The organism is Curtobacterium sp. JUb34, from assembly GCF_003755065.1.
Taxonomy (GTDB): domain Bacteria; phylum Actinomycetota; class Actinomycetes; order Actinomycetales; family Microbacteriaceae; genus Curtobacterium.
The window spans coordinates 1,044,542-1,056,780 of record NZ_RJVH01000001.1 but is presented as its reverse complement, the minus strand read 5'-3'; the positions used below and the strand labels follow the sequence as shown (position 1 = coordinate 1,056,780).

Genomic DNA, 12,239 nt, shown 5'->3' with positions numbered 1-12,239 from the left:
TCGGCAGGGCCGACCTGGCCGGCGGATGCCGGCCACTGTCAAGGAAACCGTAACGGCGGCCCGTGCGCAAACGCACGGGCCGCCGACGGGGGTTACTGGGAGACGGTGCCGCCAGCAGCCACGATCTTCTCGGCGGCGGACGCCGAGACCTTGTCGACCGTGACCGTGATCTTCACGGTGATGTCACCCTGACCGAGAACCTTGACCTTCTCGTTCTTGCGGACGGCGCCCTTGGCGACCAGGCCCGCAACGGTGACGTCGCCACCATCGGGGTAGAGCTCCGAGATCTTGTCCAGGTTCACGACCTGGTACTCGACCCGGAACGGGTTCTTGAACCCGCGGAGCTTCGGGGTGCGCATGTGCAGCGGCATCTGCCCACCCTCGAAGCCGACCCGGACCTGGTAACGGGCCTTCGTGCCCTTGGTACCACGCCCAGCGGTCTTGCCCTTCGAGCCCTCACCGCGACCCACACGGGTGCGGTCCTTCTTGGCGCCCTCGGCGGGGCGGAGGTGGTGCAGCTTCAGCACCTGCACGCGCTCGTTCTTCTCGTCGCTCATGCGTCGACCTCCTCGACCTTCACGAGGTGCGCCACCGTCGCGATGTACCCGCGGTTCTGGGCGTTGTCCTCACGCTCGACCGTACGGCCGATGCGCTTGAGACCCAGGCTGCGGAGCGTGTCGCGCTGGTACTGCTTCTCGCTGATAACGGACTTGATCTGCGTGATCTTCAGCGTTGCCATCACGCACCTGCCTTCTCGGTCGCGGCACGCAGTGCTGCGGCCTCGGCCTGGAGCAGACGAGCCGGGACGACCCGCTCGACGTCGAGGCCACGACGGCTCGCGACGGCGCGGGGCTCCTCGAGCTGCTTCAGAGCCTCGACGGTCGCGTGCACGATGTTGATGGTGTTCGACGAACCGAGCGACTTGCTCAGGACGTCGTGGATGCCGGCGCACTCGAGGACGGCGCGGACGGGACCACCGGCGATGACACCGGTACCCGGACCAGCCGGACGCAGGAGGACGACGCCAGCGGCGGCCTCACCCTGCACGGGGTGCGGGATGGTGTTGCCGACGCGGGGGACGCGGAAGAAGTTCTTCTTCGCCTCTTCGACACCCTTGGAGATCGCCGTGGGGACCTCCTTCGCCTTGCCGTAGCCGACGCCCACGAGGCCGTTGCCGTCACCCACGACGACGAGCGCCGTGAAGCTGAAGCGACGACCACCCTTGACGACCTTCGACACGCGGTTGATGGTCACCACGCGCTCGAGGAACTGGCTGTCGCCACCGCGGTTGTTGCGGTCGCGGCCCTGCTGACGGTCACGACCGCCACCACGACGGCCACGGTTGTCGGCCGAGTCGCGGTTGTTGGACGCGGAACCGGCAGCGGTCTCGACGGGACGCTCGGCGACGGCAGGTGCCTCCGCCTCCTTGCCCTTCGCGGCGGTGTCGGTGCCCTCAGCGGTCGCCTCGGTGGCCTCGGTGGCCTCCGTGCTCGCCTCGGTGGTCTCGACGGCGTCCGTGGCCTCGACGGCCTCGGTCTTGGCGTCTTCGTTGGTGTTCGCGTTGTCGCTCACAGGTTCAGCCCTCCTTCACGGGCACCATCGGCGATCGCGGCGACGCGACCGGCGTACTTGCTGCCACCGCGGTCGAAGACCACGGCCTCGACGCCAGCCGACTTCGCGCGCTCGGCGAGGAGCTCACCGACGCGACGGGCCTTGGCGGTCTTGTCGCCGTCGAACGAGCGGAGGTCTGCCTCCATCGTCGAGGCGCTTGCGAGGGTGTGACCCTTCGCGTCGTCGATGACCTGCACGAACACGTGACGCGACGAGCGGGTGACGGCGAGACGGGGACGAGCCTCGGTGCCGGTGATCTTCTTGCGGAGACGGTTGTGACGACGCGCCTTGGCGGCCGCCTTGCTCTTGCCTCGTGTCTTGAGGAGTCCCATGATCACTTACCTGACTTTCCGGCCTTGCGGCGCACGTTCTCGCCGGCGTAACGGACACCCTTGCCCTTGTACGGCTCGGGCTTCCGGAGCTTCCGGATGTTCGCCGCCACTTCGCCGACTGCCTGCTTGTCGATGCCGGCGACCGTGACCTTGTTGTTGCCCTCGACCGCGAAGCTGATGCCCGCGGGCGGCTCGACCGTGATCGAGTGGGAGTACCCGAGCGCGAACTCGAGGTTCGAGCCCTTCGCCTGCACGCGGTAACCGGTGCCGACGACCTCGAGGCCCTTGGTGTAGCCCTGGGTCACGCCGATGATGTTGTTGGCGATGAGGGTACGGGTCAGGCCGTGGAGCGAACGCGACTCGCGCTCGTCGTCCGGACGGGTGACGAGAACCTGGTTCTCCTCGACCTTGGCCTGGATGGGCTCCGCGATGACGAGCGCGAGCTCGCCCTTCGGGCCCTTGACCGCCACGCTCTGACCGTCAACGGAGACGGTCACGCCGGCGGGGATGTCGATGGGAAGACGTCCGATTCGTGACATTGTCGATCACCACACGTAGGCGAGGACTTCCCCACCCACGCCCTTCTGCTCGGCTTCGCGGTCGGTCAGCAGCCCGGACGAGGTCGAGAGGATCGCCACGCCGAGGCCACCGAGGACCTGGGGGATCTCCGTCGACTTCGCGTAGACCCGGAGGCCCGGCTTCGACACGCGCTTGATGCCGGCGATCGAACGCTCGCGCTCGGGGCCGTACTTCAGGTCGATGGTGAGGGTCTGCCCGACTCGGGCGTCCTCCACCTTCCACTCGCTGATGTAGCCCTCACGCTTGAGGATGTCGGCGATGTTCTTCTTGAGCTTGGAGCTCGGGAGCGCGACGGCGTCGTGGTGCGCGGAGTTCGCGTTCCGCAATCTGGTCAGCATGTCTGCGACCGGATCGGTCATCGTCATGATGTTCGTCCATTTCTCGCCTGGTTTCGACACCCGTTCCACGAATGCCGACCTGAGCGATCGAGTGATCCCGGGGCGGTTCCCCAGGATCGGTGTGTTCGTGCGTGCGGGCCGGAGGACGTGAATCCTCCGGCCCGCACCGCCCGAAGTAGTTTAGACCGTCTGCTCGTTGGAGCGGAACGGGAAGCCGAGCTGACGGAGCAGCGCGCGTCCCTCGTCGTCCGTCTTCGCGGTGGTCACGACAGTGATGTCGAAGCCGCGGACACGGTCGATGCGGTCCTGGTCGATCTCGTGGAACACGGACTGCTCCGAGAGACCGAACGTGTAGTTGCCGTTCCCGTCGAACTGCTTGTCGCTGAGACCGCGGAAGTCGCGGATGCGGGGCAGTGCGAGCGAGATCAGGCGGTCGAGGAACTCCCAGGCGCGGTCACCACGGAGGGTGACGTGCGCACCGATCGCCTGACCCTCGCGCAGCTTGAACTGCGCGATGGACTTGCGAGCGATGTTGACCTGGGGCTTCTGACCCGTGATCGCCGTGAGGTCCTTGATGGCCCCCTCGATGATCTTCGAGTCGCGAGCGGCCTCGCCGACACCGGTGTTCACGACGACCTTGACCAGGCCGGGGACCTGGTTGACGTTCGCGTAGCCGAACTGCTCGGTGAGCGTGGCCTTGATCTCGTCCTTGTACTTCTGCTTGAGGCGCGGCTGGGCCTTGGGGGCCTCAGTCGTTGCAGTCGTGTCAGTCATCAGAGCGTCTCACCTGACTTCTTGGCGTAGCGGACACGGACGGTCTTCTTGACCCCGCCCTTCTCCACCTCTTCGGTACGGAAGCCGACGCGGGTCGGCTTCTTCGTCTTCGGGTCGACGAGGGCGACGTTCGACACGTGGATCGAGGCTTCGTGCTTCTCGATGCCACCCGTCTTCGAGCCGCGCTGCGTCTGGCCGACGCGGACGTGCTTCGTGACGAAGTTCACGCCCTCGACGACGACGCGCTGCTTGTCCTTGAGGACCTCGATGACCTTGCCCTGCTTGCCACGGTCGCCGCCACGCTCCTGCGTCGCGCCCGTGATGACCTGGACGAGGTCACCCTTCTTGATGTTCGCCATGGCTTACAGCACCTCCGGCGCGAGCGAGATGATCTTCATGAACTTCTTGTCACGGAGTTCGCGACCGACCGGACCGAAGATGCGCGTGCCGCGCGGGTCGCCGTCGGCCTTGAGGATCACTGCCGCGTTCTCGTCGAACTTGATGTAGGAGCCGTCCTGACGACGGGTCTCCTTCTTGGTGCGAACGATGACCGCCTTGACGACGTCACCCTTCTTCACGTTGCCGCCGGGGATGGCGTCCTTCACCGTGGCGACGATGACGTCACCGAGACCGGCGTAGCGACGACCCGAACCACCGAGCACACGGATGGTCAAGATCTCCTTGGCACCCGTGTTGTCGGCGATCTTCAGGCGGGATTCCTGCTGAATCACTGCTGTCTCCTATTCCGAAGCAGGCCGAGGCCTACTTGGCCTTCTCGAGGATCTCGACCAGGCGCCAGCGCTTGGAAGCGCTGAGGGGACGGGTCTCGCTGATCACGACGAGGTCGCCGACACCAGCGGTGCCGAGCTCGTCGTGGGCCTTCACCTTGGACGTGCGACGGATGATCTTGCCGTAGAGCGCGTGCTTCACGCGGTCCTCGACCTCGACCACGATGGTCTTGTCCATCTTGTCGCTGGTCACGTAGCCGCGACGCGTCTTGCGGTAGCCGCGAGTGAGGGCGGCGGAGGTCTTCTCTTCGTTCGCCATTACTTCTCCTCGGCGGTCTCGGCCTCGGTCGACTCAGCCGGCTTGTCAGCCTTCTTCGTCGTCTTCTTGGCCTTGGTGGCGGTCTCGACGGGCGCGGGAGTGGCACGGATGCCGAGCTCGCGCTCGCGGAGGACGGTGTAGATGCGTGCGATGTCGCGCTTGACGGCACGGAGACGACCGTGGCTCTCCAGCTGGCCGGTGGCCGACTGGAAGCGGAGGTTGAAGAGTTCCTCCTTGGCCTTCTTCAGCTCGTCAGCGAGACGCTCGTTCTCGAACGTGTCGAGCTCCGTCGGACGGAGCTCCTTGGAACCGATCGCCATTATGCGTCGCCCTCCTCGCGCTTGATGATGCGTGCCTTGAGGGGCAGCTTGTGGATTGCACGGGTCAGCGCCTCACGGGCGATGTCCTCGGTGACGCCGGAGAGCTCGAAGAGCACACGACCCGGCTTGACGTTGGCGACCCACCACTCGGGCGAGCCCTTACCGGAACCCATGCGGGTCTCAGCCGGCTTCTTCGTGAGCGGACGGTCCGGGTAGATGTTGATCCAGACCTTGCCGCCACGCTTGATGTGACGCGTCATGGCGATACGAGCGGACTCGATCTGACGGTTGGTCACGTACGCGGGGGTGAGGGCCTGGATGCCGTAGTCGCCGAAGCTGACCTTGGTACCACCGGTTGCCTGACCCGAACGCTTCGGGTGGTGCTGCTTGCGGTGCTTGACTCGACGGGGAATAAGCATGGTTACGCCTCAACTCCTGCGCCGGCCGGCGCGTCCTGCGGGGCCTGCTGCGGGCGGCGGTCACCGCGGTCGCCGCCACGACGGTCGCCGCCACGGTCGCCGCGCTCACCGCGCGGGCCGCCACGACGCTCGGGGCGCGACGAACGCTGGTTCGCCTGCTCGCGAGCGAGCTCCTTGTTCGTGATGTCGCCCTTGTAGATCCAGACCTTCACGCCGATGCGGCCGAACGTGGTCCGGGCCTCGTAGAAGCCGTAGTCGATGTTCGCGCGGAGGGTGTGCAGCGGCACACGGCCTTCGCGGTAGAACTCCGAACGGGACATCTCGGCGCCGCCGAGACGACCCGACACCTGGATGCGGACACCCTTGGCGCCGGCGCGCTGTGCACCCTGCAGGCCCTTGCGCATGGCGCGACGGAACGCGACACGAGCGGAGAGCTGCTCGGCGATGCCCTGCGCGACGAGCTGGGCCTCGGTCTCGGGGTTCTTGACCTCGAGGATGTTCAGCTGGATCTGCTTCTTGGTGAGCTTCTCGAGCTCACCGCGAACGCGCTCCGCCTCGGCGCCGCGGCGGCCGATGACGATGCCCGGACGCGCCGTGTGGATGTCCACGCGGACACGGTCACGGGTGCGCTCGAGCTCGATGCGGGCGACACCGGCGCGGTCGAGGGTCTTCTTCAGGTACTCGCGCACCTTGATGTCCTCGGCCACGTAGTCGGCGTAACGCTGACCGGCCTTCTTGCTGTCGGTGAACCAGTGCGAGACGTGGTCCGTCGTGATCCCGAGACGGAAGCCGTACGGGTTGACCTTCTGGCCCATTAGTTGCTCGCCTTCTTGCTCGTCGCGGCAGCCTCGGCCTCTTCCGGCGTCGCGAGGACGACCGTGATGTGGCTGGTGCGCTTGTTGATGCGGAAGGCCCGGCCCTGGGCGCGCGGCTGGAACCGCTTCAGGGTCGTACCCTCGTCGACGAAGACGCGGCTCACGTAGAGGTCGCGCTCGTCGAGGAAGCTGTTCGTCGAGTCAGCCTTCACCCGGGCGTTCGCGATCGCCGAGGCGACCAGCTTGTACACGGGCTCCGAAGCGCCCTGGGGGGCGAACTTCAGGATGGCGAGCGCCTCGTGGGCCTGCTTGCCGCGGATCAGCTCGATGACGCGACGGGCCTTCTGAGGCGTGACGCGGATGTGTCGCACGCGTGCGATCGACTCCACCATTTCGTTCCTCCTCTGCGTCCCCGCGTTAGCGGCGACGGCCCTTCTTGTCGTCCTTCACGTGACCACGGAAGGTGCGGGTCGGCGCGAACTCGCCGAGCTTGTGACCGACCATCGACTCGGTGACGAACACCGGGATGTGCTTGCGGCCGTCGTGCACGGCGATGGTGTGCCCGAGCATGTTCGGGACGATCATCGACCGACGCGACCACGTACGGATCACGTTCTTGGTGTTGGCCTCGTTCTGCGTGACGACCTTGCGGAGCAGGTGCTCGTCGACGAAGGGGCCCTTCTTCAGACTGCGTGGCATCTTCTGAACTCCTACTTGCGCTTCTTGCCGGCGTTACGGCGACGGACGATGAGCTTGTCGCTCGGCTTGTTCGGCTTGCGCGTGCGACCCTCGGCCTGGCCCCAGGGGCTGACCGGGTGACGACCACCGGAGGTCTTGCCCTCGCCACCACCGTGCGGGTGGTCGACCGGGTTCATCGCGACACCACGCACGGTCGGGCGGACGCCCTTCCAGCGCATGCGGCCGGCCTTGCCCCAGTTGATGTTCGACTGCTCGGCGTTGCCGACCTCGCCGATCGTGGCGCGGCAGCGTGCGTCGACGTTGCGGACCTCGCCCGACGGCAGACGGAGCTGCGCGTAGGGGCCGTCCTTGGCGACGAGACGCACCGAGGCGCCGGCGGAGCGGGCCATCTTCGCGCCGCCACCGGGGCGGAGCTCGATGGCGTGCACGACGGTACCCACGGGGATGTTGCGCAGCGGCAGGTTGTTGCCGGGCTTGATGTCGGCGCCGGGGCCCTGCTCGATGACGTCGCCCTGCTTGAGCTTGTTCGGCGCGATGATGTACCGCTTCGTGCCGTCCACGTAGTGCAGGAGCGCGATGCGCGCGGTGCGGTTGGGGTCGTACTCGATGTGAGCGACCTTGGCGTCCACGCCGTCCTTGTCGGAGCGACGGAAGTCGATCACGCGGTACTGGCGCTTGTGGCCACCACCGATGTGACGCGTGGTGATGCGGCCGGAGCTGTTGCGACCACCGGTCTTCGGCAGCGGACGAAGCAGGGACTTCTCCGGAGTCGAACGGGTGATCTCAGCGAAGTCGGCGACCGACGAGCCGCGACGACCGGGGGTCGTCGGCTTGTAGTTACGAATAGCCATGATTTATCCCTCTGGTCCTCAGCCGACAGCCGTGAAGATGTCGATCGAACCGGACTTGAGCGTCACGATGGCGCGCTTGGTGTCCTTGCGCTTGCCGAGACCGAACTTGGTGCGGCGGGTCTTGCCCGGGCGGTTCAGCGTGTTGATGCTCGCGACCTTGACCTCGAAGATCTTCTCGATGGCGAGCTTGATCTCGGTCTTGTTCGAGCGGGGGTCCACGATGAACGTGTACTTGCCCTGGTCGATGAGCGCGTAGCTCTTCTCCGAGACGACCGGCGAGATGATGACGTCGCGCGGGTCCTTGTTGAAGCCGCTCATGCGGTGATCTCCTTCGCGGTCTTCGACGCGATGAAGGCGTCGAGGGCGCTCTTGCTGAAGACGACAGCGTCCGACTTGAGGACGTCGTAGGCGTTCAGCTGGCCGTACGAGAGCGCGTGGACGTTCGGCAGGTTGCGGATCGACTTGAGCGTCAGCTCGTCGTTCGACTCGAGCACGATCAGCACGTGCTTGACCGGCGCGACCTTCTCGAGGAGCGTGCGGGCGACCTTGGTCGAGGGCACGTCGGCCTCGACGAAGCCGTCGACAGCCGAGATGCGGCCACCGCGGGCGCGGTCCGAGAGCGAGCCGAGCAGCGCTGCGGCGATCATCTTCTTGGGGGTGCGCTGCGAGTAGTCGCGGGGGGTCGGTCCGTGGACGACGCCACCACCGGTGTGCTCGGGAGCACGGACGGAACCCTGACGGGCGCGGCCGGTGCCCTTCTGCTTGAACGGCTTGCGACCGGCACCGCGGACTTCGCCGCGGTTCTTGGTCTTGTGGGTGCCCTGACGCGCGGCTGCGAGCTGCGCGGTGACGACCTGGTGGATCAGCGGGACGTTGGTCTCGACGTCGAAGAGAGCTGCGGGCAGCTCGACGGTGCCGGACTTGGCACCCGATGCGTCGAGGACGTCGATCGTGGTTGCGGTCGTGGTGGCCATGATCACTTACCCTTCACGGCGGTGCGGACGAAGACGGAGCGGCCACGAGCACCGGGGACGGCGCCCTTGACGAGCAGCAGACCCTTCTCGGCGTCGACGGCGTGCACCGTGAGGTTGAGGACGGTCACGCGGTCGCCACCCATACGGCCAGCCATGCGCATGCCCTTGAAGACACGCGACGGGGTCGAGGAAGCACCGATCGAGCCGGGCTTGCGGTGGTTGCGGTGCGCACCGTGCGAGGCGCCGACGCCGTGGAAGCCGTGGCGCTTCATGACACCGGCGAAGCCCTTGCCCTTGGAGGTACCGACGACGTCGACCTTCTGGCCCGCCGTGAACGTGCTGTCCACGGTGAGCTCCTGGCCGAGCGTGTACTCAGCGGAGTCGTTGGTACGGATCTCGGTGAGGGTGCGACGCGGGGTCACGCCAGCGGCCTCGAAGTGACCGGCGGCCGGCTTGTTGACCTTGCGCGGGTCGATGGCGCCGGCGGCGATCTGGATCGCCTCGTAGCCGTCGCGCTCAGCGTTGCGGATCTGGGTGACCACGTTCGGGCCGACCTCGATCACGGTGACGGGGATGAACTTGTTGTTCTCGTCCCACACCTGGGTCATCCCGAGCTTCTTGCCGAGGAGGCCCTTGACGGTCTTGGTTGAGTTCGCCATTGGTCAGCCCCCTTACAGCTTGATCTCGATGTTGACGTCTGCCGGCAGGTCGAGTCGCATCAGCGAGTCAACGGCCTTCGGCGTCGGGTCGACGATGTCGATGACCCGCTTGTGCGTGCGCTTCTCGAAGTGCTCGCGCGAGTCCTTGTACTTGTGAGGGGAACGGATCACTGCGATCACGTTCTTCTCGGTGGGGAGCGGCACCGGGCCGACCACGGTCGCACCGGCACGGGTCACCGTGTCGACGATCTTCCGGGCCGACGTGTCGATGACCTCGTGGTCATACGACTTGAGCCGGATGCGGATCTTCTGTCCCGCCATGTGTCTCTTGTCCTCTCTGCGCCGCGCACCCTCTGGCCGCCTGACGCCGCTCGGCTCTGCATTCCTGCAGACCGTGCTGTTTTCCTGAACCAACCGGCCGCATCCGCTGGGGATGACCGCTGTTCACCTGTCAACCGCGCGGGCGACCTTGGCCGTCCAGCGTGGGCAATCGACTTCCTCGCACTCCGGGCGCAACAGTGTCGCGTCCGTCATGACCTCGGGGAGTCGTGTTCTGCTGCCTGCGGCCCAACCCAGCCCTGCTGAACAGGGGGGTTGTGCACTGCCAGAGCAGTGATCCTGCGGACTCGCACCCGCGGGGAATTCGGAACCGGACAAGTCTCGCATGTCCCGAGCCCACGTGCAACCCGGGCGTGTCGCGGGATGCCGGGCGTGTCGACACCGGCTCGCTTCCCCGGATCCACGCGGATCGGACGGTCGGGAGGCACGGCTCGCCGCCGCAACGCGGAGCGCCCTCCGGAGATGGTCCGGAGGGCGCTCGTGGAGACGGTTACTCGGCCGTCACCGGGGGCACGAACCAGGGCGGGAAGACCGCCACGCGCGGCGCGTGTCCGCCGTGGTCGGCGAGCACCGCACGGACCGTCTGCCGTGCCTTGTCGTTCGGTACGCCGATCACCGCGACCGACGAGAACGGCACGCTCGGCCCGGCGAGGAGCTCGAGTCCGAGCATCTCCGGGTCGGAGAAGTCGGTGCGACGGATCAGGTTGGTCGCAGCGTCCGGGCCGACCGCGAACCGTACGTCGTCGGCGTCGGCGTCCTGGTCGGCGACGACCACCGAGGCACCGAACGCCGACACCGGGACGACGAGCACGACGTAGTCGACGGCGCGCGTGCGGCGTGCGGCGTCGGACCACCGCTCGCCCTCGGCGCCGGTGCGGAGTTCGTCCCAGCGGACGGCGTCCGGCGACAGCGTGAAGGGCACGTGGCTGGCGATGGTGCTGCCGTCGGGCGCTTCGGCCTCGGCGCGGGCGGCACGGGTCTCCGGGCTGCTGACGTCGACGGCGGGCTCCGCCTGGTCGGCCGCCAGGATCGCGCCGGACCCGACAATGCCGTCGAGGTTGTCGATGTGGGTCACGTGGTGCGCGCGCAGCGACGCGAAGACCCGGGCCTCCGGCAGCTCGGCCGACGACGACCGCAGTGACGTCGGCGAACGGAGCGACGTCCCCGGGCCGGAGGCCGGCGGGTCGACGCGCAGGTTGGTGGTGATGCGGGTCCGCCGTGGCGTCGGAGCGGCAGGGATCGCCGACTCCTCACGCTGGCGGGGCGCGCAGATGTCGCAGAGTTCGGTGGGGAAACCGTGGATGCACTCGTCAGTCACGACTGTTGTGGGTCCTTCCGTGCCGTGTGGGGTGGTCCGGCACGTCGACCAACGCTACGTCATCCGGACGCCCCCGGGGTCATTGTCGGTAGAGCAGCGCCCGGACCTCGGACTCGGCGGCGTGGATCCGAGCCGGATCGATGGTCTCACCGTGCTCGTAGGCGTCGAGCAACCGCGGGTCGATGTAGCTCTGGCGGCACACCGTCGGGGTGTTCCCGAGCTCCTCGCTCGCGGCCTTCACGGCATGGGAGACGGCGCGCTTCCGCTTCGCCTCCGACGACAGCGGACCGGTCTGTGCCAGGTCGACGGCCGCCGCCACCGTGCCGTGCAGGGTGCGGAAGTCCTTCGCCGTGAACTCGTCGCCCGCACGTTCCTTCACGTAGGCGTTGATGTCCTCGGCGGAGAGCGGCTCCCATTCGTCCCCACGGCGTTCGCGGAACGAGAGCAGTCGCGCGTTCGGCCCGCGGCGCTTCATGCCGGCGATCACCGTCGCGAGGTCCGGGTCGTGGATGGACGACGACCACTCCTGGCCGCTCTTGCCGGGGAAGTCGAGCTCGATGTCGTCGCCGGAGACGTGCGCGTGGGCACAGAGCAGGGTCGAGAGTCCGCGACTGCCGTGCTCGGTGGCATACCGCTCCGAACCGACCCGGAGGGACCCCTGGTCGAGCATCCGGAACGCCGCAGCGAGCGCCCGGCGGCGATCGGGCTCCGGGCGGCGGAGGTCCTGGGTCACCCCGCGCCGCGCGACCGGCAGCGACTCGGCGAGGGCGAGCGCGCGGTCGTACTTGATCCGGTCCATCCGCTCGCGCCAGGACGGGTGGTACATGTACTGCCGTCGACCGGCACCGTCGATCCCCGTCGCGAGCACGTGCCCGTTCTCGTACGGCGAGATCCAGACGTCGTCCCAGGCCGGCGGGATGACGAGATCCTCGAGCCGTTGACGGACCGCGGCATCGGTGACGGTCGTACCGTCGGGATCACGGTACGAGAAGCCGCGTCCGCTCCGGACACGGTGGTAGCCACGACCGGAGGTCGTGGAACGGCGCAGGCGGGTCACCTGTCCGAGCCAACTCCACGATGCCTGGGACGCCGCACGGGGCGGACCGGCGCCGTCGCAGCGGACCCGCCCCGGGCCTCCCGTCCGACGCCCGTGCGAGCCGTGAG

Annotated in this window: 22 protein-coding genes; all 22 read right to left on the bottom strand. The window is 67.4% G+C overall.

What is annotated here, in order from left to right; genetic code table 11:
• Window positions 1-92: 92 nt before the first annotated feature.
• Window positions 93-557 (bottom strand): 50S ribosomal protein L15, encoded by a 465-nt coding sequence (gene rplO, locus EDF63_RS05165; protein ID WP_027466723.1) that lies wholly within the window; start codon window positions 555-557, stop codon window positions 93-95.
• The gene (gene rpmD, locus EDF63_RS05160; RefSeq protein ID WP_173168934.1) at window positions 554-739 is read right to left on the bottom strand and encodes a 50S ribosomal protein L30; all 186 of its coding nucleotides are present in this window, start codon (window positions 737-739) and stop codon (window positions 554-556) included. The genes rplO and rpmD overlap by 4 nt, the downstream gene beginning before the upstream one ends.
• Entirely contained in the window at window positions 739-1,572 is an 834-nt protein-coding gene (gene rpsE / locus EDF63_RS05155; RefSeq protein ID WP_123311742.1) for a 30S ribosomal protein S5, read from the bottom strand. The genes rpmD and rpsE overlap by 1 nt, the downstream gene beginning before the upstream one ends.
• The gene (gene rplR / locus EDF63_RS05150; protein WP_031259041.1) at window positions 1,569-1,943 is read right to left on the bottom strand and encodes a 50S ribosomal protein L18; all 375 of its coding nucleotides are present in this window, start codon (window positions 1,941-1,943) and stop codon (window positions 1,569-1,571) included. The genes rpsE and rplR overlap by 4 nt, the downstream gene beginning before the upstream one ends.
• 2 nt (window positions 1,944-1,945) lie before the next feature.
• Window positions 1,946-2,482, bottom strand: a complete 537-nt coding sequence (gene rplF / locus EDF63_RS05145) for a 50S ribosomal protein L6 (RefSeq protein WP_111083459.1) — start codon at window positions 2,480-2,482, stop codon at window positions 1,946-1,948.
• 6 nt (window positions 2,483-2,488) lie between these two features.
• Window positions 2,489-2,887, bottom strand: coding sequence for a 30S ribosomal protein S8 (gene rpsH, locus EDF63_RS05140; RefSeq protein ID WP_017885519.1), 399 nt, complete (start codon window positions 2,885-2,887; stop codon window positions 2,489-2,491).
• Window positions 2,888-3,040: 153 nt separating this feature from the next.
• Window positions 3,041-3,634, bottom strand: coding sequence for a 50S ribosomal protein L5 (gene rplE / locus EDF63_RS05135; RefSeq protein ID WP_111083460.1), 594 nt, complete (start codon window positions 3,632-3,634; stop codon window positions 3,041-3,043).
• Window positions 3,634-3,993, bottom strand: coding sequence for a 50S ribosomal protein L24 (rplX, locus tag EDF63_RS05130; protein WP_111083461.1), 360 nt, complete (start codon window positions 3,991-3,993; stop codon window positions 3,634-3,636). Before rplX ends, rplE begins: the two co-directional genes overlap by 1 nt.
• Window positions 3,994-3,996: 3 nt before the next feature.
• Complete coding sequence (gene rplN, locus EDF63_RS05125; RefSeq protein ID WP_111083462.1) at window positions 3,997-4,365, bottom strand: 50S ribosomal protein L14; 369 nt, start codon at window positions 4,363-4,365, stop codon at window positions 3,997-3,999.
• 31 nt (window positions 4,366-4,396) lie between these two features.
• Window positions 4,397-4,681, bottom strand: coding sequence for a 30S ribosomal protein S17 (gene rpsQ, locus EDF63_RS05120; protein WP_111083463.1), 285 nt, complete (start codon window positions 4,679-4,681; stop codon window positions 4,397-4,399).
• Window positions 4,681-5,001 carry a 50S ribosomal protein L29 gene (rpmC, locus tag EDF63_RS05115; RefSeq protein ID WP_111083464.1) on the bottom strand — a complete coding sequence of 107 codons (321 nt, stop codon included), beginning with the start codon at window positions 4,999-5,001 and terminating at the stop codon, window positions 4,681-4,683. Before rpmC ends, rpsQ begins: the two co-directional genes overlap by 1 nt.
• The gene (gene rplP, locus EDF63_RS05110) at window positions 5,001-5,420 is read right to left on the bottom strand and encodes a 50S ribosomal protein L16 (protein WP_111083465.1); all 420 of its coding nucleotides are present in this window, start codon (window positions 5,418-5,420) and stop codon (window positions 5,001-5,003) included. Before rplP ends, rpmC begins: the two co-directional genes overlap by 1 nt.
• A gap of 2 nt (window positions 5,421-5,422) precedes the next feature.
• Complete coding sequence (gene rpsC, locus EDF63_RS05105) at window positions 5,423-6,235, bottom strand: 30S ribosomal protein S3 (protein WP_017885527.1); 813 nt, start codon at window positions 6,233-6,235, stop codon at window positions 5,423-5,425.
• Complete coding sequence (gene rplV, locus EDF63_RS05100; RefSeq protein ID WP_111083466.1) at window positions 6,235-6,627, bottom strand: 50S ribosomal protein L22; 393 nt, start codon at window positions 6,625-6,627, stop codon at window positions 6,235-6,237. Before rplV ends, rpsC begins: the two co-directional genes overlap by 1 nt.
• A 25-nt stretch (window positions 6,628-6,652) precedes the next feature.
• On the bottom strand, window positions 6,653-6,934 hold the full coding sequence (gene rpsS / locus EDF63_RS05095; RefSeq protein WP_017885529.1) for a 30S ribosomal protein S19: 282 nt from the start codon (window positions 6,932-6,934) through the stop codon (window positions 6,653-6,655).
• 11 nt (window positions 6,935-6,945) lie between these two features.
• Window positions 6,946-7,785 carry a 50S ribosomal protein L2 gene (gene rplB / locus EDF63_RS05090; RefSeq protein ID WP_111083467.1) on the bottom strand — a complete coding sequence of 280 codons (840 nt, stop codon included), beginning with the start codon at window positions 7,783-7,785 and terminating at the stop codon, window positions 6,946-6,948.
• Between the two features lie 18 nt (window positions 7,786-7,803).
• Window positions 7,804-8,103 carry a 50S ribosomal protein L23 gene (gene rplW, locus EDF63_RS05085; RefSeq protein ID WP_111083468.1) on the bottom strand — a complete coding sequence of 100 codons (300 nt, stop codon included), beginning with the start codon at window positions 8,101-8,103 and terminating at the stop codon, window positions 7,804-7,806.
• Entirely contained in the window at window positions 8,100-8,759 is a 660-nt protein-coding gene (rplD, locus tag EDF63_RS05080; protein WP_123311740.1) for a 50S ribosomal protein L4, read from the bottom strand. The genes rplW and rplD overlap by 4 nt, the downstream gene beginning before the upstream one ends.
• A 2-nt stretch (window positions 8,760-8,761) precedes the next feature.
• Window positions 8,762-9,418, bottom strand: coding sequence for a 50S ribosomal protein L3 (gene rplC, locus EDF63_RS05075; protein WP_017885533.1), 657 nt, complete (start codon window positions 9,416-9,418; stop codon window positions 8,762-8,764).
• Window positions 9,419-9,430: 12 nt separating this feature from the next.
• Window positions 9,431-9,739 carry a 30S ribosomal protein S10 gene (gene rpsJ, locus EDF63_RS05070; protein WP_017885534.1) on the bottom strand — a complete coding sequence of 103 codons (309 nt, stop codon included), beginning with the start codon at window positions 9,737-9,739 and terminating at the stop codon, window positions 9,431-9,433.
• Between the two features lie 508 nt (window positions 9,740-10,247).
• Complete coding sequence (locus EDF63_RS05065) at window positions 10,248-11,075, bottom strand: DarT ssDNA thymidine ADP-ribosyltransferase family protein (protein ID WP_123311738.1); 828 nt, start codon at window positions 11,073-11,075, stop codon at window positions 10,248-10,250.
• A 79-nt stretch (window positions 11,076-11,154) separates the two neighbouring features.
• Window positions 11,155-12,132 (bottom strand): DNA topoisomerase IB, encoded by a 978-nt coding sequence (locus tag EDF63_RS05060; RefSeq protein ID WP_123311736.1) that lies wholly within the window; start codon window positions 12,130-12,132, stop codon window positions 11,155-11,157.
• Between the last annotated feature and the right edge of the window lie 107 nt (window positions 12,133-12,239).